This window comes from Pseudomonas batumici, assembly GCF_036585405.1.
Lineage (GTDB): Bacteria > Pseudomonadota > Gammaproteobacteria > Pseudomonadales > Pseudomonadaceae > Aquipseudomonas > Aquipseudomonas batumici.
Map to the genome: position 1 here is coordinate 3657332 of NZ_CP144470.1, position 22190 is coordinate 3679521.

Consider the following 22190-nt stretch of genomic DNA (forward strand, 5'->3'; position numbering starts at 1 on the left):
GTGAAACCAGGGTTCTCACGCCTTCAGACCGCGATTTCTGTTTGCTCCACCACATGTTTCACCTGCACTCGAGCGCTCGTGCGCTCAACGTTTTTTTTGTCGGAATAAAAAACCGCGATCAACTGGTCGCGGTGTTGGTTTTCATGCGAATGACATTGGCGGCGCTGGCTGAACCATCGTTCCAGAAAGACAACTCCGCATATTTTTCGAACAGGTCCGGCGGCAGGATCGTGCGCCGTGGCTCCATCGCCACCTTGGGCTTGACCTTGTGCAGGCCGGCGACCCCGAGGGCCTGGTCGAATTCCGGCGCGTCATACACCAGGTGCTCGAAGTCGTGCTCGAACCAGGGTTCGCCGATAAAGTCGTAGACCAGCCGCAACACCCGCTCCGGGGCCTGGGACAGCAGGTCGTAATCGACCAGCAGCAGGGAGTCGGCGTGTTCGCCGTAATAGGCTTCCTTGAGCGCCGTCCAGGCGAACCCCACCAGGCGATTGCGCTGGGCCAGGGTTTCGCAACGGCTGTAGACGGTGTTGCGCTCGATCTCGTCGTTGAACAGCTTGGTGTTCTCGAAGGGATTGGCGCGGTACAGCCGCTCGAGGCTGTCCATGACCCAGGCGACATTGCGCACGCAGGCAATGACCTTGGACTGGGGAAACAGGTCCATCAGCGCAGGCAGGCGTGACGACCACTGGCGATTGGTATCGAAAACCACCGATTGCCCGGTCTTGTCGGCGTAATAGGACTCGAACAGTCCGCGCAACAGGCGGCGGCGCATGTCGGTGTCGATCACCGAGCCGAACTCGCTGCCGGCGCTGCACTGGTCCAGCACGCTGTTGAACAGGCTGCCGACCGGACTGCTCATCCCGGCATGAAAACGTGGGTTCTGCAGGAGGATGGCGGACAGCAGGGTCGACCCTGAGCGCGGTAAGCCGGAAATAAAATGGAAGCTGCGCATCCCTTCACCCTAGACGTAAGTCCATTTGTAGGACAAAGCGTAGCGTAAGAGACTATTTCGCACTAGTAGTATTTTGACATCAATCGTAGGGTCTTTAATCCGGAAAGGCCCATAAACAGCGCAGCTTATGGGCCTTTGATACGAATGATGGTTCTATATCAAGCCTTTGGCGGTTAGTGACCGCTACACGCAGGATGGCAGACCTCATATAAAACCGCCTGGGTATCGCCGCCTGCATGCTGGTCAATTTTTCGCCAATTGGCCGGAATGGACGGGAATTCATCCGGAGCCTCCCGACTCATCACCAGCCAGACCCGCCCATTACCCTGGGGCAGGTCTTCCAGATGATCGAGGTAGACGCCGGCGTTTTCATCGATCAAGGTGCCAAAACCATAGCTGTTGGGCCGGGTCGACACACCCTTGGCGGTCGGCGGGGTATACAGGCGTGGCGCGGTGGCACTCTTGTCGTAGTAGCCCCAGGTGAGGTACCAGAACATGTCGCCCAGCACGACCTGGTCGCCGGCGACCGTGTGGCGGTTCATGTACTCGACCATATTGTTGAACTGGTCGTTGACGTCGACGATGTAGTTGTTCCTCAAGCCCACGCCCTCCACCGCCAGGACCGCCACCAGCAGGAGCATGGCCAGGCCCTTGAAACGCTGCGCCAGACGGTCGATGGCCACGGCCAGGATGATCGGCAGGCCGAGGGCCGGGACGGTCAGGTAACGCTCGATGAACACCGGCGAGACGAACGAGATGGCGAACACCAGCACCAGCGGCAGCGCGCTGTAGATCACCACCATGGTGTCGAAATGATAGCGGCTGCGATCGGTCCAGACGAGGAACACCGCCACGGCCGCCATGACGCTCGGCAGGGTGGCGAACAGCCACAGCGGCATGCTTTCCCCGTCGTCCTGCGCCATCAGTTGCCAGATCATCGACGGCAGCGAGCTCAAGGTGACCGCCGGCTCCCAGCCGACATCACCGCCGACCTTCAGGTCCTCCATGTGCCGCACCAGGTCGATCAGCCCCGGCAACCAGGGCAGGAACAGCAGCACGATCGCCACGTTGGCCAGCCACCACTCGCGGCGGGCCATGTAGCGGTGCGCGCTGCCGGGCTGGCGGCGAATCACCAGCAGATAGAGCCAGTGCGACAGCACGCACAACGCCGAGAAGTAGTGGGTATAGAACGCGGCGGCCATCAGCAGCGTGTAGATCACCAAGTAACGCTTGCGCGCAGGCTCGCGGACCCAATACACCAGCGCGATGGTCGCCCCCAGCAGCCACACGCCCATCAGCGAATACATCCGTATTTCCTGGCTATAGCGTACGGCCGTGGGCAGCAGGGTCAGCAGCAAACAGGCGAGCATCGTCGCCCGCCGGCTGGCGATCAGGTGCGCCAGCCAGGTGCCGAGAAGCACCACAGCCACCCCGGGCACCGCGCTCATCATCCGGATCGACAGGATGGAATCGCCGAACAGGCCGACCCAGACATGCAGCAGCATGAAATACAGCGGCGGATGGACATCGTGGGACGCATGGAACCAGATGCCGGCCAGCGAATACTGGGCCAGCAGCAGGCTGGAGCCTTCGTCGCCCCAGATCGCCGAGGCGGTCAGTTCATAAAGGCGCAACCCCACCGCCAATAGCACAAGGCCTATCAGCCAGGGTTCGCGAAGCAGTTGGGCAAAAGATTGCGGATACATGACAGGCTGACAATAAAGTTGCTTTGCTGCTTCATCAATACTCGGAACGCCCATCACCATCCTCAAAAAAATCGACAACTGCACCCACCCAGGGGGTATGACGCGCTGATTGTAGGCTAGAACGACATCGCCTTGCCTGACTGTTCCAATCACGACCTCGACCACGCAAAAAAACGGGCATGGTCCATGGCACCCGCTACCCTATCAGACGGTGCTTACGAAGACCGGAACAGGCTCCACCGGGCGCGGCACCTCACTCAACGCAGCTGAAGGATAAGGATCTATGGAAGTATTTATCGGCTCTATCCAGATGTTCGGCTTCAACTTCGCGCCCCGCTACTGGGCACAATGCGGCGGACAACTGCTGTCTCTTTCGCAATATCAGACGTTGTTCGCACTGCTGGGAACGACCTATGGCGGCAACGGCCAGAGCAACTTCGGTCTGCCTAACCTGCAAGGCCGGCTTCCCATCGGCCAGGGGGCTGGACCAGGCCTGACGCCACGGGTCATGGGCGAAGACGGCGGCAACGAAAGTGTGTCTATCCTGGGCTCCAACCTGCCAAACGTAGCGATCCCGACCACCGGCCTGACCCTCAAAACCACTGTCAACCTGGCGGCTACCCCCAGCAACGCATCCCCGACACCGAGCGCCAGCCACTCCTTCATCGGTGCATCCCCGACCGCCGGGCCGTCCGAAGCTGCGATCTACTCCGACGCGCAGGGCACGTCACCGGTCGCCCTGCAAGGCGTGACCAGCACCTTCACCGGCACCCTGGCCCTACCCGGCAGCAACATACCACTGGGGACGATGAACCCTTTCCTGGCGGTGAACTTCTGCATCGCCCTGCAAGGGATCTTCCCTACCCGCAACTGATCAGGAAAGCGCCGCAGAACCTTGTGGGAGCTGGCTTGTCGGGTCGTCGCATCGCAGCGATGAGGCCCTTGAGCCTTAAGGCGCCCATCCGGACGCCATCGCCAGCAAGCCGGCTCCCACAGGTCGGTGTTCCACCACAGAAATATCATCGTGCCCGGCGCCTACACGGGCGCCCCGTTTACCGTGCATGACGGAGAATATCGATGCTGCAACAGGTTTCAAGTGAACACTTCCAGCCACTGGTGAACCAGCCCTGCCCGCTGCATCTACCCGACGGCAGCCAGTTGCCGATCCAGATCGAAGCGATCGAGCTGCGCCCGCAATCGCGCTTGCCGGAAAACACCCGGACGCCCTTCAACGTGCTGTTGCGCAGCCTGGGACCGACGGATTTCGTCGATGGCCTGTGCACCCTGGAGCTACCGCAACTGGGGCGCGTGGACGCCGTCTTCGTCTCCCGTGAGCCGGCCCTGGGGCGCGACCCGGCCTTGGGTTACTTCAGCATCATCTTCAACTGAAACCCGGATACCACACCAGCCGCTCGGCCGCCGGCGTACTCTCCTCGACCCGGAACCCCAGCGCCAGGTAATGCTGGCGCGCCTGTGGATTGCTCGCCCAGACCACCGTCGCCACCGGGCAGCGCACCTGTTCGGCGGCCTTTTGCACCCCTTGCAGCACACTGCGACCAAAACCCTTGCCACGGGCCGCCGGGATAAAAGCCAGGTACAGCACGCGGATTTCGTTGGGGCCGAAGTCGGCACTGAGCACCCCGATGGGGGTATCGAGCTTTTCCACCACGTAGTGCATCGCATCGGGGAAGTGCTCGCCGATCCCCTGATCCTGCACCTGGAACTGCTGGGCAACCACCTGCTCGATCAGCTCGGGCTCGGCATCGATCCACTGCAACTCGGGGCGGGCCGACTGGTAAAGGCTCTGCAGAAAGGGGGCATCGGTAGGCCGTGAGGGCCGCATGGACAAACCGGCGGCCGACGAATTGTTCAACATCGGTTGGACTCCCTGAACCGTTGTAACGACTAGAAACCGCTCTCCCGCACGCCCAGCGCCGCCATGCGCCGCCAGGCCGTGCCCAGCAGCGACTCGCTGCGCCCTTGCAGCACCGCCACGCCGCGCAGCGGATGGCTCGGCGTCGGCACCTCCTCGAGCGACCGAAGGCGGGCGCCGTATTGCGCCTGCACCGGTTCCGGACGGCGGTTTTCGTCCCGGCGCACGGCAATCGGGCCGTGGTGATCGGAAGTCAGGGCTTCCTGGTCGATGGCCGCCACGCCATTAGCGTCGACATCCAGCAGCTCCACCGGCCAGGCCGGACGCATCGGGTCGTCGGCGACAAAGCGTCCCTGCGCCCCCGGTGCAACCCGCCACAAGTCCTCTTCGGCCAGGTAACCGCGCAAGCGAGTACCGTCCTCGACGATCCGCGCCAGGGGTTCCTTGGTCGACACCCAGCGCCCGACCGCCAATTGCGGCATCAGGTCGCGCACCTGGCCGGCCTGCGGCGCGCGCAACAACAGGCGCTCGCGGCGGGCCTGCAAGCCACGGTATTCGGCCACCGACTCCGCCAACCGCTGTTCGAGGATGCCGACATCCGCCGCGGTTTCGCTGCGCCCGGCCTGGCGGCGCATCTGCAATTGCAGGATATCGATCTCGCGCCGCACGATGATCAGCCGCGAGTCGACATCCGGCGACTCCAGCTCCACCAGCACCGCGCCCTGCTCGACCCGCTCGCCGTCATGCACATTCACCTGCTTGACCCGCGCGGCGACCGGCGCATGCAGGGCCGTGACCCGCCCGGCCTCGAGCATCACCGGCAGCTCCACGCTGCTGCGCCAGGGCACGGCCACCAGCAACAGCAGCGCCAACAGGCCCAGGCCGCTGAGCAGCACCCGCGGGGTATGCGCCTGTTCACGCCGCGACCACCATTCGCGGGTCTCCTTGAAAATCGGCAGGAAGATGAACCAGCCCAGCTCCACCAGCATCAGGAAAATGCCCAGCAACTTGAAGAACAGGTGATAGACCGCCAGGGCGATCCCGAAAAACAACGCCGCGCGCCATAGCCAGGACAGAAAACCCCAAGCCAGCAGCCGCCGGCGCATCGCCGCCGACCAGGGCTCGGGCGCGGGCTCGGCGTAGCCGAACAAGGCCTCGCGCAAACGCCAGCGGCACAAGGCAAAGGCCCGGCCCTGAAGGTTGTCGACTTCCCAGAAATCGCTGAGCAGAAAATAACCGTCGAAGCGCATGAACGGATTGAGGTTGACCGCCAGGGTGGTCAGCCAGGTGGCGCTGGCGAGCATGAACGCCGCCGTGCGCGCCGGCCCGTCCGGCAACAGCGACCAGGCCAGCAGGGCGATACAGGCCAGCACCATCTCGGCGAGGACCCCGCCGGCACCGATCAGCAAGCGCGCCTTGCGGTCGTTGACCCGCCAGGCATCGCTGACATCGGTGTAGAACAACGGCAGCAGGACCATGAAGGCCACGCCCATGCTTTGCACCCGACAACCGGCGCGCTTGGCCATGAAGGCATGGCCGAACTCGTGGCAGAGCTTGGCGAAGAACAGCGCCACGCCGAAGGCCATGGCCCCGCCGAGGCTGAACAGGTGCGGAAAGGTCGAGAGGAAGCGCTCCCAATCCCGCGAGACCAGGAACACCCCCAGCCCCAAGGTCGTCGGCAAACCGTAGCGCAACAGGCGCGGGCCGAAGCGTTGCAGCCAGGGCCAGACGCGATTGAGAAAGGCATCCGGGCGCCACAAGGGAATGCGGAAAAACAGGTATTGATGCAGCGCCATCTGCCACAGGCTCTGGCGCGACGCGGCGGCTTTCCAGGCATAGCTGGCGCGCTGTTGCGGGTCCAGCGAGGCGATCAGGTCATGGCTGCGCAGAAAGCCCAGCAATTGTTCCAGCTCCGGATCGCCCAACGGCAGGCCCGGCTCGCGGTTCGCCGCTTGCAGCACCTGCGCCGGATCGCCCAGCGACCAATGCCGCAGCAGGCGGATGGCCTGGGCGCCAAGCTTGAAATAACGCCCGCGTACCGGGTCGGCCAGGGTCCAGCGCGGCGAACCGTCGAGTGCCGGGGAGGCGGCGGTGAGCTGCAGATCCGCGCGCAGGCTGGGCAGGTTCATTACAACCCCACACTCTGGCGCAGCCCGGCCAATGGCCGGCGCAGCAAGTACAGGGCCAGCGGCGCGCGCTGGCCGAAGAGTTTCGCCGTGCCGCGCAAGCCGATGCGCGGTACGGGCGTATCGATGAAGCCAGCATCCAGCCGATACGCCAACTGCCCGGCCGGGGTCGATTGCGCCTCGTAGGCCACCCGCTCGAGCTTGGCCGAGTAACGTTGCAAGGGATCGCTGTCGAGGAATAGCGCGACTTCGGCGTCGGACGCCAGGGCGATGGCATCGCCGACCGCCAGCTCGATGCGCAGTTCGGCCTGGGTCGGGTCGGCGATTTCCATCAGCCGTTCACCGGTCTGCACCGGCTTGCCGGTCCAGCGTTCTGCATCGGCGAACACGGCGATACCGTCACGTTCGGCGCGCACTTCGCTACGTTTGAGCAACTCGGCGGCATAATCGCGTTCGGCGCGTTTCTGCTCGACCCGCGCCGCCAGCAAGTCGATCTTCGAGCTCGACTCGGCATCGGCGAAGGCCCGCTGGGAATTGGCCTTCAATTCGGCTTCGGCCACGCCAAGGGCGCGCTGGGCCACATCGGCCTGGGCCTTGAGGGTGGTGCTTTCGAAGCGCACCAGCAGGTCGCCGGTCCTCACCGTCTGGTTGGGCTTGACCAGGAATTCGGCAATCACCCCGTCCAGCGGCGCCGCCACCACCCGACCGGCCAGCGGCACCACTTCCGCCGGCGCCAGCACCGACTGACGCACCGGAATCAACAGGCTCAACAGCGCCGCAACCACCAGCAACGCCTGGCGCTTGCGGGTGAAGCGCAAACGCCACGGTCGGCGCGGCTGCAAGGCGAGCCAGGCATGGCTGTAGGTGTCGCCCAATTGCGCCAGCAGCACCTGTTCGGAAGGACTCCAGGGATTGTCGCGGGCCAGCCACAGGCCACCGAAGACCTCGCCCTTGGGATCGAGCAACGGCAACCAGAAGACCTGGGGCGCCGACAGGCTCTGCCAGTCCTCGCGCACCGAGGTACTGAAGGCCTCCATCGGCACCACGGTCGCGGGCTTGGCCCTTTCCAGCTTGAAGATCTGCGCCACGGCGTGTTCGACGAACGCGACAAACGGTGCATTCGGCTCCACCGAGCTGATCCCGGTCACCGCCCGCACCTTGCCGGCGATCAGCAGGGCGGCGTGGCGAAAGCCGAACAGCGCCTGGCCGTCGTTGACCAAGCTATAAGCAAGCTGCTCGGTGGTGCGGGCGGCGCGGGTCTGGCGTTCGAGGTCGAGGAACTGAGCGAACACCCGCTCTACGGCACCCGCCGCGGGCGCGTTCACTTCAGCGCCTCGAAACGCGCCGTGCCGCTCATGCCCGCCAGCAGCCCCTCGGCCTTGGGCAGGCTGGCCACCAGCAACAGGGTCTGGCTGCCTTCATCGATCCGCGCGCCCAGGCGCTTGATCGTGGCGGTCAAGGGCTGGCCGGTTTCATCCGGCACGAAGCTGAAGGTCTGGCCGGCTTTGAGCTTGCCCATCCAGCGCGACGGCACCAGCAGGTGGATTTCCAGGGTCCGGTTGTCGACGATCTCCAGCATCGGCGCTCCGGCCGAGACGCTTTCGTAGCGCTGGACCTTGCGCTGCACGACCTGCCCGTCATAGGGCGCGACCACGCTGCAACGCTTGACCTGCACCTGGTAGACCTGGGACTGGGCCTGGGTCTCGGCGAGCTTGGCCTCGGCGCGGGCCACCTCGAAACGGCCGACGGAATTCAATGACGCCAACTGTTTATTGTGGGCCAACTCCTCACTGGCACCCCGGCTGGCGGCCTGGGCGGCATTGAGCTGGGCCTGATAGGCCGAACAGTCGAAACGGGCCAGGGTGTCGCCCTGCTTGAAGGTTTCCCCTTCACTGTACGGCAACTCGACGATACGCCCCGACAGCTCGCTGGCCAGCATCGCCTGGTCACGGGCGCGCAGCACGCCACGAGCCTCGCTGGCCGCGACGGCATGCGCCCCGGCCGCATTGTTGTCCAGCAACGGATCAGCCTCAGCCGGCGTCTGCGCCTGAGCCAGGCACGCCATGCAGGACAACCCAAATAAAACCACCCGCAAACACCACATAAGAAGGGACTCCTTGTCGGACAATCGCGAGTCTACGGTAGCCATGCCAACCGTCAAGCCAATTGCCACTATCCTCGGCGAAGAACCGGGCGACAGCCGATGTGCGGCAGATCACAGGCTGCAACGCCACGCAGGCTACAAGCATAGGTGTTACGACCCACCTTCGGTATTATTTGCGCCACTCCCGGCCTCGGCGCCGCTCGTTCACGGAATTAGGGACAATTCATGCGTATCGGACTTCTGACCTCTCTGGCGCTGGCGGTGAGCGCCGGCTTTTGCACACAGGCCTTGGCCAGCTCCGACGACAGCTGCTACCCGCGCTGGTCGATGATCAAGTATGGCCTCGACAGCTGCAGCAACCTGGCCTTCCTGAGCCCGGGCAACGACAGCCGGGTCAATCTGCGTCTGCTGCTGTCCGACCAGGGTGCCTTGCCCCTGGCGCCCAATCCGGTGAGCCGCGATGACCTGGGCGCAGGCTTCGGCCCGGTGCCGTTCGCCAATAACCGCCTCGACAGCCCCTCGACGCTGGGCGCCGCTGCCGAACCGGGCGCGCCCGTCCCCCTCGATGAGGCCCTGGCCAAGCTCGGCATCACCCGCGAAAACAGCGACACGGCCGTCAGCTCGCTGCTGTCTGGCGAGGGTGGACGCTGCCGCAGCAACGACACCGACAGCGCCACGGCCTTTATCAAGCAACTGCTGAGCAGCCCCGAGCTGTCCGACCCCGAGCGCCAGGCCCTGGCCCGCAGTCGCGTGCAGATGCTCGGCACCTGCGCCTGGGAGCCGGCCCAGCAAGACAGCCTGGTCCCCGCCGTGCAATCCGCCCAGGGCCAGGCGTTTGCCAGCTACCTGCGCGGCGCCACCGACTTCTACAGCGGACGCTTCGCCGAGGCGGCCAAGGTCTTCGCCAGCCTGGGCGACAGCTCGCAACCCTGGCTGAAGGAGACCGCGCAGTACATGCAGGCGCGCACCGCCCTCAACCTGGCGCAACAGAACACCTTCGACAGCGACGGCATGCCAACCAAGGCAGAGGCCGACGCGGCCCAGTTGAAACTGGCCGAAGAGGGTTTCGAACGTTACCTCAAGACCTGGCCCGAGGGCCTCTACGCGACCTCCGCCCGCGGCCTGTTGCGTCGGGTCTACTGGTTGGCGGGCGATTCCGAGAAGCAGGCGGCCGAATACCTCTGGCAGCTGGGCCAGGCCAAGGCCGAGCAGCGCAACGTAACTCCAGACGAGCTGGTGCAGGAGATCGACAACAAGTTGCTGCTTGGCAGTGGCAAGGTCGAGCAACCGCTGTTCCAGGCCCTTGACGACCTGATGGGCATGCGCCCCGGTTATGGCGAAAACGCTGCGCCCAAGCTGACCCTCGAGATCCTGCAGGCGCAGAAACCGGTCTTTGCCGCGCAACCGGCGCTGTACGACTACCTGCTGGCGGCGTACCAGCTGTATGTGGCGAAAAACCCGGAGCTGGCGCTCAAGAGCCTGCCGACCGAGATCCCGGCGAAACTCGACTACCTCGCCTTCAGCCAGCAGGTCCTGCGCGGCCTGGCCCTGGAAGCGAAACAGGACTGGAGCGGCGCCGAAACCCTCTGGCTGAAATTGCTGCCGCAAGTCCGCCAGCCGCTGCAACGCGAGCAGATCGAGCTGGCCCTGGCCAATCACTACGAACGCAGCCAGCAGGTCGCCAAGGTTTTTGCCGGCGACTCGCCGATCAAGACCGAGCAGGTGCGCGACATCCTGCTGCGGCACATCGCCGATGCCGGCCTGCTGCGCCAGGTCGCCCAGGGTGCGCCGTCCACCGAGCGTGATACGGCGTTGTTCGTGCTGCTCTACAAGGACCTGCGCCTGGGCCATTACGCGGATTTCACCGCGGACCTCAAGCGGCTACCCGCCGAGCCGTCCGACAGCAAGTTGGGCGCGTCCCTGGGCTACACCTACAGCGGCGGCCAGCCGCTCACGCTGTTCCGCTGGAGCGGCGCCAAGGCCGAATCCGGTTATACCTGCCCGACCATCGGTGAAACGGCGGCCAGCCTGCAAGCCGACGCGAAGCAGCCGCAAGCGTTGAACTGCCTCGGCGAGTTCATCCTGCGCAACAGCCTGGACGGCATGCCCCTGGACAGCCAGCGCGGCTCGGATGAACTGGGTGGGACGCCTTCCCTGTTCAAGGGCAGCACCTACTCACGGCTCGACGGTTACCAGAGCGTGATCGCCGATGCCAAGGCGCCGTCCGCCGACAAGGCCTATGCGCTGTTCCGGGCGATCAACTGCTACGCGCCGTCGGGCTACAACAGTTGCGGCGGCAAGGAAGCGACACCGGCGCAACGCAAGGCCTGGTTCAAGCAGCTGAAAACCAGCTATGCCAGCACCCAGTGGGGCAAGTCGCTGCAGTACTACTGGTAAATGCCTGTGGGTCGCTGGCGCTGGCTGCTGCTGGCCGGGCTGTTGGCGCTTGGCGATGCCCGGGCGGCGGTCGATGCGCGGGACTACGACAGTTTCTGGCTGTGGAGCGGTGTCGCCCCGCAGCCGGTACTGAGCCAGGCCAGGAGCCTGTACATCCTGCAAGGCCAGGTCAGCGAGTCCCGGCGCTCGCCGCAGCGGACGGTCAACTTTATCGCCCAGGGCATTGCGATTCCGCGCCTGACCCAGGGCGAGGTCTGGGTGGTCTATCGCGCCCACACGCTGCGTTGGCCGGAGTCGGTTTATCGCCAGTTGCTCGGCCAGGTGAAACGCTGGCAACAGGCGGGCAACCCGGTGGTGGGCATCCAGATCGACTTCGACGCCCGCACCCGCTACCTCGACGAATACGCCGCCTTCCTGCGCGACCTGCGCCAGCGACTGCCGGCGGACTTGCGCATGAGCATCACCGGGCTGATGGACTGGAGCAGCAACGCCGACCCGACCGCCATCGCCCAGCTCAAGGGCGTGGTGGACGAGGTGGTGGTGCAGACGTATCAGGGGCGGCATAGCATTCCCGACTACGCCGCGTACCTGCCACGGATGAACCGATTGGGGTTGCCGTTCAAGATCGGCTTGATCCAGGGCGGTGAGTGGCAGGAGCCAGGATATCTGAAGGGAAATGAGTGGTTTCGGGGTATGTGGTGTTTCTCCAGAACCCCTGATCACCGGACAACTCCTTTCCGCTGCCTGAAGTTTCCTGGAAAACCCTTTCGCCTTGCGCCTACGGCCTGCGCTGTCATTAAGCTGAAATACAAACTTGTGGGAGCAGCGCAAGGCGGGCACTTTTCCGCGTCGGCCCAAGACCTGTCCGACACATTCGGATCGCTTGAATACGTGGGTTCTGGAACCTTGTGCAAAACACTCCCGGAGAGGGAAGCAATACGCATCGCCAAGAGGGCGAGTCCCTACAGCCACTTGGGAATCGATTGATAGTTTCAGGGGGGCTGGTGAAAGAGAATGGCACCATGCAATCATCCGTCACGGCGCGCGTCAGGCGCAGGAAAATGGTCGGTTTGACAAGCACCCAGGCAGCTTCTAGTGTGCCATCGGATCACCCTTCAACCTTGTCCAAAACAGAGTAGTCGCGTGGCGGAAAAACCGAATCCCTTGAACAGCGTTCACGTCAATGGACCCATACCCGCCCACCTGGCCCGGGCTGTGATAGAGGAGACATTGCGCAACGCGATCCTGGACGGGCGTCTCCCCTGTGGCCTGGCCTTGCGCCAACAGGAACTGGCGACGCTGTTCGGCGTCAGCCGCATGCCCGTGCGCGAAGCCCTGCGCCAGCTCGAAGCCCAGGAACTGCTGCATGTGGTGCACCACAAGGGCGCCGTGGTTGCGCCCCTGATCGTCGACAACTCCATCGAAGCCTATGACCTGCGGATCCTGCTGGAAACCGAGGCCCTGCGCCTGTCGGTACCCCTGCTCGATGAGCGCGACTTCAAGGAAATCGAGGCGTATATCGATCTGCTGGAAACCGAACAGGACTATACCCAGGTCGGGCGGCTCAACCGTCTGTTCCACATGGGTCTCTACAGCAAGGCACCCAATCACAAACTGTTGAAATTGATCGAGCAGGGCCTGGTGGAAGAAGAACGCTTCCTGCGTTTCAACCTGTCGGCCATGGGACTGGGCAAACTCTCCCAGGATGACCATCGCGCCCTCCTCGCCTCCGCCCGGGCCGGCAATATCGAGGTGTGCGTGGAGAACCTGCGGCACCACCTGCAACGCGGTATCGAAGTGATTCTGCGCTATCTGGCCCAGAGCCGGTCTTGAGCCACGGGACCGAGACACCCGCAGAGCCGGCCCCCTGATCGGGGTGAAACCGCTTCGGTCCCATGGCCTGCTGCGTGACCGATGTGCACGTCGGTCTGCAGGCCTGCATAGATGCCTTTGAACGACAACGGCACGCCGACAACCTGTCATCACCTGTTTTGCATGATTCGTGAAATAGAGCCTGGGCGCACGCCCCGCCACGCGGGATGACCCTGTCTATTCACCGCTTCGGACAGGTTTCGCCTCTTCCGGCGATAGCAGAACGGCCCGTTTGGGCACAGGCTTGCTCACCGATAATGAATTGACGAGCGACATACGGCTCCGCGCATGCAACTTTCGGAACCATCACCCAACAAAGGAGAACTTCCACGCGCCGGAAGTACGGATTAGCCGTGTCTCGGCCACGCCTATCAAACTATTAGTTCACCCCATTGAGAGCCATATGGATGAGGCATTCAATCATTCATTTAAATTCTGATCGTTATTATTCGGAAGGGGCACTCTCACCCCTAAAAACACGGCATTGCCAGTGTTATCGGCGACACTCACCCATTAAAAAACCCAACTTATAATTGTTCTAAAAATAACTTGATCCGTGCTGATTATTTGTATTAATTTTTAATGGCAGTCGGGCAGCCCCTGTCACCAAGGCCTTTGCCAGCCTAGACATAGGTGCCCTGCAACACCAAACAAAAAACGCTCAAAACGCTTGCACGATGACACCTGGGCGCAGGTTATATACGTAATGATTCCTCTCGCTGCTTTCAATTTCTTATTGAGGAATCTGCTCGCCCGCCCGTTAGCAAATGCAACACGGCCTAATAGCTAGACCGACACAAAACAACTTGCAGCACTTCATAACCCTTTCAACTTAGCGGACACGTGGTGATTATTAATGAGCGCACTAAAGCCCCTTCTGCACGCCAGAAAAGAACAGTTGACCCGACACCCTGTATTCAGTGAGATCCATTCACTTTCACTCCTTCGACGGTTCATGGAAGTCCATGTCTTTGCGGTCTGGGACTTCATGTCGCTGACCAAGCGCTTGCAACAGGAACTGACCTGTACCACCTTGCCCTGGCTGCCGCCCAAGGATCCCCAGGCCGCGCGCCTGATCAATGAAATTGTCCTGGGAGAGGAATCGGACGAGCGCGAAGGCCCCGGCCATTGCAGCCATTTCGAGTTGTATCTGGAGGCAATGCGCGAAGTCGGCGCCAGCACGGTCGCCATCGAACGCTTCATCGAGTTGCTGCGTGAAGGCGTGTCGGTGGAAACCGCGCTACGTTCGGTGAACGCCGCGCCGATGGTCATCGCTTTTGTCAGGAACACCCTCGACATCGCCCTGAACGCCTCGGCCCATCGAGTGGCCGCCGCCTTCCTGCACGGCCGGGAAAGTGTCATCCCGCACATGTTCCAGCGGATTCTCGATGAATGGGGCATCGATCAGGCCCAAGCCCCCATGTTGCGCTACTACCTGCAACGGCATATCGATGTCGACTCCGAGGACCATGGGCCGGCGGCCGAACAACTGCTCGAGCGCCTGGTGGAGGGTCAGGCGCACCGCGAGGCGGAGATCTACAGCACCGCCCTCGCCGCCGTGGACAGCCGCATGGCGCTCTGGGACGGTTTGCAGCAGAGCCTGTGCGAGATCGCAGTCGAGGTGACGGCCTCATGAACGCCATCGACTACAGCACCTTCGCCGACGCCTGGGAGAGCCGCGCCAGCATCCGCACCCGACCACGGCGCCTGCTCGAAGACGATGATCGCCTGATCTATCCGCTGAGCCGCCAGCCGCTGGTCAGCAGCGAGAGCTTCCTGACCCTGTGCCCCGAGCAAAGGGATTTCGTGCTGCTGCAGAGTCTCTACAAGTTCATCAACGACGTGGTGATTTTCGAGACCGATATCGTCGACCGGACCGCGCGCAGCATTGCCAAGGGCCGCTTCCCGATCCACTTTCCGTTCGCCTGTCGCTACGCCGCCATGACCGTGGTGGTGGACGAGGACTACCACGCCCTGGTGGCCATGGACTTCATGCAGCAGACCGTGGCCATGACCGGTATCGAACCCCTCGAGTTGCCCGAGGAAATCGAGTTGAGCCGGGCGATACCGGCGGCCATCGACATGGCCCCCGAGCATTTGCGGGCGGCCATGGAACTGATCTGTGTGGCGATCTCAGAGAACACCGTGACCAACGACGTCGCGGCCTTTGCCAAGGACGAGACGGTCAAGCCCTCGATCAAGGGGCTGATGGCCGACCACCTGCTCGACGAGGGGCGGCATGCCGGGTTCTGGACCCGCCTGGTGCGTCTCTACTGGCAGACCGCGAGCGAGGAAGACCGCGACCTGATCGCGCAGATCCTGCCGGTGTTCATCGTTCATTACCTGACCAACGACATCCAGAAGAGCTTCGACTTCCGCGTGATCGAGCACCTGCCGGTGGCCGAGGAGATCCGCCAGGCCCTCCGGCGCGAGGCACTGGGGCTGGCGTATCCGATCAATCGCCACCATCCGCTGGTGATCAACATCATGCGCTTCCTGCGCAACAGCTCGCTGCTCGATTCGCCCTGTGTCCAGGACGCCTTGAGCGACTACCTGATCTAGCCAAGGAGATCATCATGAGACGTCTCACTCTTTTGCTCGTCGGCTGCAGCCAGGCGCTGGAGGATTTGCTGCGCGAGCTGGAACAGCACGGTCATTCGATTCAACGCCTGAGTGATGCCCAGGCCATCGAAGCACAACCGCCGGGCGCGGCGGATCTGTTGATCGAAGACGGCAGCCTGGAACTGCCCCGCCATTGGCGGCGCGACGTCGGCGCCGATGCGCACCTGGCCCTGCGCCTGGAGCTGGGGCCCATCACGCCCCAGGGCCTGCCCGAACTCAGTCTGCTCTGCAGGTTGGTCGAGGACAGCGGCAGCCGTCTGATCCAGCGCCTGGGCGTTGACCAGGACGATTCCGGAAACGGCCAGGCGCTGCGCCTCGCCGCGGTCCAGGCCCTGGTGGAGCGGGTGGCCGTGCTGGTCAGCCGCTACTCCCGTGACGCCGAACACTTCGCCGAGGCCGCGACGCTCCCGTCAGCCTCACAGTACCCGGAGCAGGACCTGCGCAGGCTCGAGGCCCTGGCCTTCGAGCACCGCTTCAACCACACCGCCCGCCCCGAGTTGCTGGCCCTGGCACAGAGGTCGGTGATCGAGCATATCGAAGCCAGCCTGCTGCGCTTCGCCGCCCGCCCCGCGCTGACCCTGGACGGGGTGTCGCTGACGTACCGGGAACTGCATGACCTGAGCCGGACGATCCAACAGGGCCTGCTGGCCCAGCTCGAGGCCTTCGGGCCGTTCTCCGAACCGCCGGTGATCGGGCTCTGCCAGCACAAGAGCGCCGCGCTCTACGCCAGTATCCTGGCGATTCTCGGTGCCGGGGCGGTGTATCTGCCGCTGGATCCGGGCCATCCGCTGCAACGCCAGCTGTTCGTGCTGAAGGATGCCGGCGCCACCCTGCTGCTGCACGACGGGCAATCTCCGCTGGCCGAACATCTACCGGCGCTGGATGTCCGCGGCCTGCTGCAGAAAGCCACGGAGCAGCCCCTCGTACGCCAGGCACTGGCCCCGCAGGCGCCCTGCCTCGCGCTCTACACCTCGGGCACCACCGGGCAACCCAAGGGCGTGCTGCTCAGCCAGCACAACCTCAGCCATTTCACCGCCTGGTATGCCGATTATGTGCAGGTCAGTGAAACCAGCCGGGTCCTGCAATTCTCAACCTTGAGTTTCGACTCATCGCTGATCGACATCTTCCCGACCCTGGCCCAGGGCGCGGAGCTGGTGGTGCCCAGCGAGGATCAGCGCCGCGACCCCTTGCAGCTCCTGGCGCTGATTCGCGGGCAGCAGCTCAGCCATGCCTTCCTGCCGCCGGCGCTGTTGAGTATCCTGCCGCTGGATACGCCCCTGGGCCTGAGCCATGTGATGACCGGCGGCGACGTGTGCGAACCGGATGTGATCGAGCAGCTCGCGGCGCAGTGCCATTTCTACAATCTCTACGGGCCCACCGAGGCCACCGTGCTGGTCACCGCCAGGCGGTTCCGGAGCGGCTCCAGCAATCGCGGCCTGGGCCGGCCCATCGCCAACAGCCAGGTGCTGATTCTCGACGAGCAGCGCCAGCCGGTCGCCGAGCAGACCGTCGGGGAGCTGTACATCGCCGGGCCCGGTGTCGGCCTCGGCTACCTGAACAATCCCGACAAGACCGCCGACAGTTACCTGCAACTGTCGCTGGGCCAGGGTGAAAGCCTGCGCGCCTACCGCACCGGGGACATGGCCAAATGGACCGCCGACGGCGTCGAGCTGTGTGGGCGGCGGGACAACCAGGTGAAGATTCGCGGCTTCCGGGTCGAGCCGGAGGAGATCGAGCAGTGCCTGCGCGACAGCCGGCTGTACCGCCAGATCGCGGTGGTCATCGATCCCCGGCGGCGGGTGCTGGCGTTCATGGCCCAGCCGCAGTCCGCCGGCGGCCAGGAAGCCCTCCGACAGCATGCCGAACGCTATCTGCCGGACTACATGCAGCCGCTGGTCTACACCGAGCTTTCCAGCATGCCCTCGGCCAGCAACGGCAAGATCGACCGGGCAGCCTTGCTGAAGCTGCCGGTCGAGACACCCGAAAACAGTCGGCGCCGGTTACCGGCCACAGCCGATGAAAGTCGCCTGCTGACGCTCTGGGCCGAGCTGCTGGAACTGCCGCCCGAGGATATCTCCACCGACGAGAGCTTCTTCAACCTCGGCGGCCACTCGATCCTGCTGTCGAAGATGCTGCTGGGCATTCGCGAGCAGTATGGCCGGGGCATTTCCATCAACCGTTTTATCGAGGAACCGACCCTGTGCCGGCTAGCGATGCTGGTCGCCGGCGGGGACACCGCCCAGGCCCTGAGCGAACAGGTCTTCGTCGATGCCTCCCGTGAGCTGGGCCTGAATATATTGCCCGCGGACCGCGCCGGCGATGTGAACAAGGTGGTGGTGACCGGTGCCAACAGTTTTGTCGGCGTGCACCTGGTCGAAGCGCTGCTGGCCGGCGGTGCCGTCGAGGTGGCCTGCCTGGTCCGCGACAGCGCGGCGGAGCCTGCGGGCGAGCGCTTTGCCCGGGCCCTGCGGGAAAACCGCCTGGAACACCTGGACCTGAGCCGGGTGCGGGTCTACGCCGCCGACATGACCCGCCCGCAGCTGGGGCTCGCCCCGGCGGTCTACGAACGCATCGATCGTGAGTTCGGCGCCCTGGTGCACAACGCGGCCAACGTCAACCACGTACTCGACTACGAGTCGCTGGCACCGGACAACGTCGATCCGCTGTTCGAATGCCTGCGCCTGTGCGAAGGACGCAGCAAGAAGATCTTCAACTTCGTCTCGACGCTGTCGGCCTCCAGCAGTGTCGATACCGATGGCCGGGTGCTCGAACAGCCGGCGGCGCAGACCCCGCCGATCTACATCAGGAACGGCTACAACCTGAGCAAGTGGGTCGGCGAGCGGATTCTGCAGCGGGCTCGCGAGCAAGGGGCCTGGGTCAATCTCTACCGGCCCGGCAACATCAGTTTCAACAGCCGCACCGGGGTCAGCCAACCCCACAAGAATCGACTGATGCTGATGCTCAAGGGCTCGTTGCAACTGGGCCAGGTGCCCGCCCTGGAACTCAATTTCGACCTGATGCCGGTGGACTTCCTCGCCCGCTTCATTGCCGTGCATGGCCGTCGTCACAACGCCCACGGGGTGTTCAACCTGCATAACCCGCAACCCCTGAGCTGGGCCGATTACCTCGCCTCGTTCCGCGAGGCCGGTCACGACTTCCAGCTGGTCAGCGTCACCGACTGGCAACGCCAGTTGCACCGGGTCGACAGCGGCAATGCGCTGTTCGAAGTCCTGGGTTTCTACCTCAACGGTTTCGAGGAGGACATCGGCGATATCTCGGCCATCGGCCATGCCCATGCCGCCGCCGGCGTGCGCGACATGGGCGAGCAGTATCCGGCCAAGACCCCGGCGCTGCTGCGCAAGGGCTGCGACTACCTCAAGCAGATCCAGTTCATCTGATTCACCCCCACCCACAAGGAGTTACATCATGAATAACCTGCAACCCGATAGCCTGATCCGCACCCCACAAGGCAGCCCGGTGATTTCATCGGTGGAGATTGCCCGCGACGCGGCCACTGTCTGGGCCGTGGTCGGCGATTTCGGTGGATTCGCGGCTTTCATCACGGCGCTGGAACGCATCGAAATGACCGGCGAGGGGGTCGGCTCGCTGCGCAAGAAATTCTTCAAGGACGGCAACCTGGTGGTCGAGCAGCTCAACTCGCGGGACGAGCAGGCCCGGCGGATGACCTGGACGACGATCTACAACACCCTGGGGGTCGGCCAGCTGTGGGCGGCGATGAATGTCGAGGCATTGGATGCGAATCGCAGTCGGGCGACCTGGAGCATCATCGCCGAACCGGCCACGGGTGGCGAGGAGGCGTTGCCGGGGTTCTACAGCTTCGTCCAGGGCTTTGCCGATGATGCGATGAGCAACGTGCGGACGTTGTTGGCCTGATAGACCGCGTTATCGTTCATCGCCGGCAAGCCGGCTCCCACAGGGGGTATCTGTCGTTCACGAAGCTGGGGACGACAAATGACTTGTAGGAGCCGGCTAGCCCGCGGATCAGATCCTGAAACTATCCACCAACTGCTTCAAGCGACCGGCCTGCTGGGCCAATGCATCGCAATCCTTCAGGGTTTCATTCAGGTTGGCCACGCCTTGCTGGTTCAGCAGGTTGATCTGGTTGATATCGCCGTTGAGGGTTTCCACCACAGCGGTCTGCTCCTCGGTCGCGGCGGCCACCGACTGGTTCATGCCGTCGATCTCGGTAATCCGCTGGGTCACGCTGATCAGACGAGCACCGGCCTGGTTGGCGACTTCCACGCTCTCTTCGCTGGAAATCTGGCTGGCGTTCATGGTGGTCACCGCTTCCCGCGAACCGACCTGCAACGAGGTGATCATCTTGTGGATCTCCTCTGCCGATTCCTGGGTCCGGTGGGCCAGGTTGCGCACCTCATCGGCCACCACCGCAAAGCCACGCCCGGCTTCGCCCGCCCGCGCCGCTTCAATGGCCGCGTTGAGGGCCAGCAGGTTGGTCTGCTGGGAGATGCCCTTGATCACATCAAGAATGTGCCCGATGTTATCGGTGCTGGCGTTCAGCGTCTCGATCTGGGTGCAGGACAGGCTGATCTTCTGCGACAGCTCGGTCATCGCCTGGATGGTTTTTTCCACCACCTGACGCCCGTCGTCCGCCTGTTCGCTGGCACCGCTGGCGTGCTGCGAGGCATCGGCGGCATTGCGGGCGATTTCCTGGGTGGCCGCGCCCAATTGGTTGATCGCCGCCGCCACGCTGTTGGTCCGCGCGCTTTGTTCATCGGAACCGATGATCGAGGCGTTGGACGAGTTCATCACCCGCTGGGACAGGTCGTGCACCTGGCGCGTGGCCGAGGACACCTCGCTGATGGAGGCGTGGATACGCTCGACGAACTGGTTGAACGAGCCAGCGAGTTCCCCGAATTCATCCTTGTTCTCGATGGTCAGGCGCCGGGTCAGGTCGCCCTCGCCCTGGGCAATGTCCTGCATCGCGCGCCCCATGGTGGTCAACGGACGCATCAGGAACTGGATCAACAGGGTCAGCAGCACCGCGATCGCCACCACGGCAATGAACATCGCGATCAAGGCCGAAGTACGGAACTTGCTCAGCGGCGCGTAGGCCTTGTCCTTGTCGATGGACAGACCGATGTACCAGTCCGCCGAAGGCAGCCCGACCACCGGCGTGAACGAGATAATCCGCTCCTGGTTGTTCAGGGTGACTTCCTGGCTGCCCTTGGCAATCCGCAGACCGGAGCCAGGGTAGATATCCTTGAGGTTCTTCATCACCTGGTTCTTGTCCGGGCTGACGATCACCTGCCCGTCGCCACTGACCAGGAAGGCCTGGCCAATGCCACCGAAGTCCACCGAGTTGATGATCTTCACCAGGGTTTCCAGGCTCAGGTCACCGCCCACCACACCGAGCAGTTGCCCATTGCTTTTCACCGGCAGGGCGATGGTCACCACCAACCCACCGACCGAGGCCATGTAGGGCGGTGTGAGCATGGTCTTGTCCGCCATCACGGCGGACTTGTACCAGGGACGCTGACGCGGGTCGTAGCCGTCCGGCATCTTCGCGTCGGGACGCTGGGTGAAGGTGCCGTCGGTCTGGCCGACATAGGTGAACTGGAAGTTGGCGGTCAACGCGGGCTGATCGACCAGCCCCGGGTAGTCGGCCTTGCTGCCCTGATGGGCAACGTTCTGCGCCAGGTTCTCCAGTATCAGGATCCGCCCGCCCAGCCAGTTCTCTACGCTGCCGGCAGTCTGCTCACCGGCTTGCTGGATGGACGAGTCGAGGTTCTGCCGGATGGTGCTGCGCTGCAGATAGTCGTTGTACAGCGTGAACAGCGCGAAGGCGAGAACCACGACACCGGAGGCGGCCAAAAGGATTTTATGGCTGAATTTGAGATTCATTGTCATAGACTTCTTATGCCGAAAGTGGGGATGCGTGCGGGTACAACACTCGTTGTGCGCGTAGGCAGCATTCTGCGGCCGCTCTACTTTGGTGCACGCATTGCTCACCATGCTGTCGGCACCATGGGGCGAAAACTTAACTCATTTCAGGAAATGTCTGGTGGCTTTTTGCACCCCAAAAACAAAACCCCCGTCTGCGCGAGCAGACGGGGGTTTCGGAATTCAATCTTGACGATGACCTACTCTCACATGGGGAAACCCCACACTACCATCGGCGATGCATCGTTTCACTGCTGAGTTCGGGATGGGATCAGGTGGTTCCAATGCTCTATGGTCGTCAAGAAATTCTGTAGCCAGACCCGCCAGTGGATGGCGTGTCAGCAAAATCAAGGACTTCTACATAAACAAAACCCCTACCTGCGGTCGCAGATAGGGGTTTTGGAATTTAATCTTGACGATGACCTACTCTCACATGGGGAAACCCCACACTACCATCGGCGATGCATCGTTTCACTGCTGAGTTCGGGATGGGATCAGGTGGTTCCAATGCTCTATGGTCGTCAAGAAATTCGGTAGCCAGGTCGTTGGCCCTTGCGGGTTCACGCTCCAGCGAATGGGTATGTGACAGCGTGGTGTTTTGTGAGTCGCAAAC

15 protein-coding genes, 2 rRNA genes and 1 pseudogene are annotated in these 22190 nt (G+C 63.3%); 9 read left to right on the forward strand and 9 right to left on the reverse strand.

Going from position 1 to position 22190, the window contains the following annotated elements:
* Positions 1 to 118: 118 nt before the first annotated feature.
* Both NUH87_RS16455 and NUH87_RS16460 read right to left on the reverse strand, forming a co-directional pair.
* On the reverse strand, positions 119 to 955 hold the full coding sequence (locus tag NUH87_RS16455; RefSeq protein WP_338521715.1) for a sulfotransferase: 837 nt from the start codon (positions 953 to 955) through the stop codon (positions 119 to 121).
* A gap of 173 nt (positions 956 to 1128) precedes the next feature.
* Entirely contained in the window at positions 1129 to 2661 is a 1533-nt protein-coding gene (locus NUH87_RS16460) for a glycosyltransferase family 39 protein (RefSeq protein WP_338521717.1), read from the reverse strand.
* Positions 2662 to 2944: 283 nt separating this feature from the next.
* Between NUH87_RS16460 and NUH87_RS16465 the strand changes: the two genes are divergently transcribed.
* Both NUH87_RS16465 and NUH87_RS16470 read left to right on the forward strand, forming a co-directional pair.
* Positions 2945 to 3535, forward strand: a complete 591-nt coding sequence (locus NUH87_RS16465; protein ID WP_338521719.1) for a phage tail protein — start codon at positions 2945 to 2947, stop codon at positions 3533 to 3535.
* A gap of 203 nt (positions 3536 to 3738) precedes the next feature.
* Positions 3739 to 4050 carry a DUF6916 family protein gene (locus NUH87_RS16470; RefSeq protein WP_338521721.1) on the forward strand — a complete coding sequence of 104 codons (312 nt, stop codon included), beginning with the start codon at positions 3739 to 3741 and terminating at the stop codon, positions 4048 to 4050.
* Here the strand turns inward: NUH87_RS16470 and NUH87_RS16475 are convergent.
* From NUH87_RS16475 to NUH87_RS16490, 4 genes are read right to left on the reverse strand one after another with little or no spacing between them, the layout of a single operon-like run.
* Positions 4043 to 4537 carry a GNAT family N-acetyltransferase gene (locus NUH87_RS16475; RefSeq protein WP_338521723.1) on the reverse strand — a complete coding sequence of 165 codons (495 nt, stop codon included), beginning with the start codon at positions 4535 to 4537 and terminating at the stop codon, positions 4043 to 4045. The two genes, NUH87_RS16470 and NUH87_RS16475, sit on opposite strands and share 8 nt — an antisense overlap.
* 29 nt (positions 4538 to 4566) lie before the next feature.
* Entirely contained in the window at positions 4567 to 6663 is a 2097-nt protein-coding gene (locus NUH87_RS16480; RefSeq protein ID WP_338521725.1) for a site-2 protease family protein, read from the reverse strand.
* Positions 6663 to 7985, reverse strand: coding sequence for an efflux RND transporter periplasmic adaptor subunit (locus NUH87_RS16485; RefSeq protein ID WP_338521727.1), 1323 nt, complete (start codon positions 7983 to 7985; stop codon positions 6663 to 6665). Before NUH87_RS16485 ends, NUH87_RS16480 begins: the two co-directional genes overlap by 1 nt.
* Positions 7982 to 8764, reverse strand: coding sequence for an efflux RND transporter periplasmic adaptor subunit (locus NUH87_RS16490; protein ID WP_040071917.1), 783 nt, complete (start codon positions 8762 to 8764; stop codon positions 7982 to 7984). Before NUH87_RS16490 ends, NUH87_RS16485 begins: the two co-directional genes overlap by 4 nt.
* Positions 8765 to 8989: 225 nt before the next feature.
* Here NUH87_RS16490 and NUH87_RS16495 point away from each other — a divergent pair, with 225 nt between their 5' ends.
* The 7 genes and pseudogenes from NUH87_RS16495 to NUH87_RS16525 all read left to right on the forward strand — a co-directional run bounded on the left by NUH87_RS16495 (position 8990) and on the right by NUH87_RS16525 (position 19549).
* On the forward strand, positions 8990 to 11161 hold the full coding sequence (locus tag NUH87_RS16495) for an outer membrane assembly lipoprotein YfiO (protein ID WP_338521730.1): 2172 nt from the start codon (positions 8990 to 8992) through the stop codon (positions 11159 to 11161).
* Positions 11162 to 11880, forward strand: a pseudogene (locus NUH87_RS16500) (DUF3142 domain-containing protein).
* A 424-nt stretch (positions 11881 to 12304) separates the two neighbouring features.
* Positions 12305 to 12994 (forward strand): GntR family transcriptional regulator, encoded by a 690-nt coding sequence (locus NUH87_RS16505; RefSeq protein WP_338521734.1) that lies wholly within the window; start codon positions 12305 to 12307, stop codon positions 12992 to 12994.
* Between the two features lie 895 nt (positions 12995 to 13889).
* A complete protein-coding gene (locus NUH87_RS16510; protein WP_040071908.1) occupies positions 13890 to 14669 on the forward strand; it encodes a DUF3050 domain-containing protein in 780 nt (259 codons plus the stop codon).
* Positions 14666 to 15595, forward strand: coding sequence for a diiron oxygenase (locus tag NUH87_RS16515; RefSeq protein WP_338521737.1), 930 nt, complete (start codon positions 14666 to 14668; stop codon positions 15593 to 15595). The genes NUH87_RS16510 and NUH87_RS16515 overlap by 4 nt, the downstream gene beginning before the upstream one ends.
* Before the next feature lie 14 nt (positions 15596 to 15609).
* Positions 15610 to 19053 carry an amino acid adenylation domain-containing protein gene (locus NUH87_RS16520; protein WP_338521739.1) on the forward strand — a complete coding sequence of 1148 codons (3444 nt, stop codon included), beginning with the start codon at positions 15610 to 15612 and terminating at the stop codon, positions 19051 to 19053.
* Positions 19054 to 19081: 28 nt separating this feature from the next.
* On the forward strand, positions 19082 to 19549 hold the full coding sequence (locus tag NUH87_RS16525; RefSeq protein WP_040071905.1) for an SRPBCC family protein: 468 nt from the start codon (positions 19082 to 19084) through the stop codon (positions 19547 to 19549).
* A 108-nt stretch (positions 19550 to 19657) separates the two neighbouring features.
* On the opposite strand, the gene NUH87_RS16530 is transcribed toward NUH87_RS16525, so the two are convergent.
* From NUH87_RS16530 to rrf (NUH87_RS16540), 3 genes are all read right to left on the reverse strand, one after another.
* Entirely contained in the window at positions 19658 to 21538 is a 1881-nt protein-coding gene (locus NUH87_RS16530; protein WP_040071904.1) for a methyl-accepting chemotaxis protein, read from the reverse strand.
* A 226-nt stretch (positions 21539 to 21764) separates the two neighbouring features.
* Positions 21765 to 21880, reverse strand: a 5S ribosomal RNA gene (gene rrf / locus NUH87_RS16535).
* Between the two features lie 107 nt (positions 21881 to 21987).
* Positions 21988 to 22103: ribosomal RNA gene (rrf, locus tag NUH87_RS16540) — 5S ribosomal RNA — on the reverse strand.
* Between the last annotated feature and the right edge of the window lie 87 nt (positions 22104 to 22190).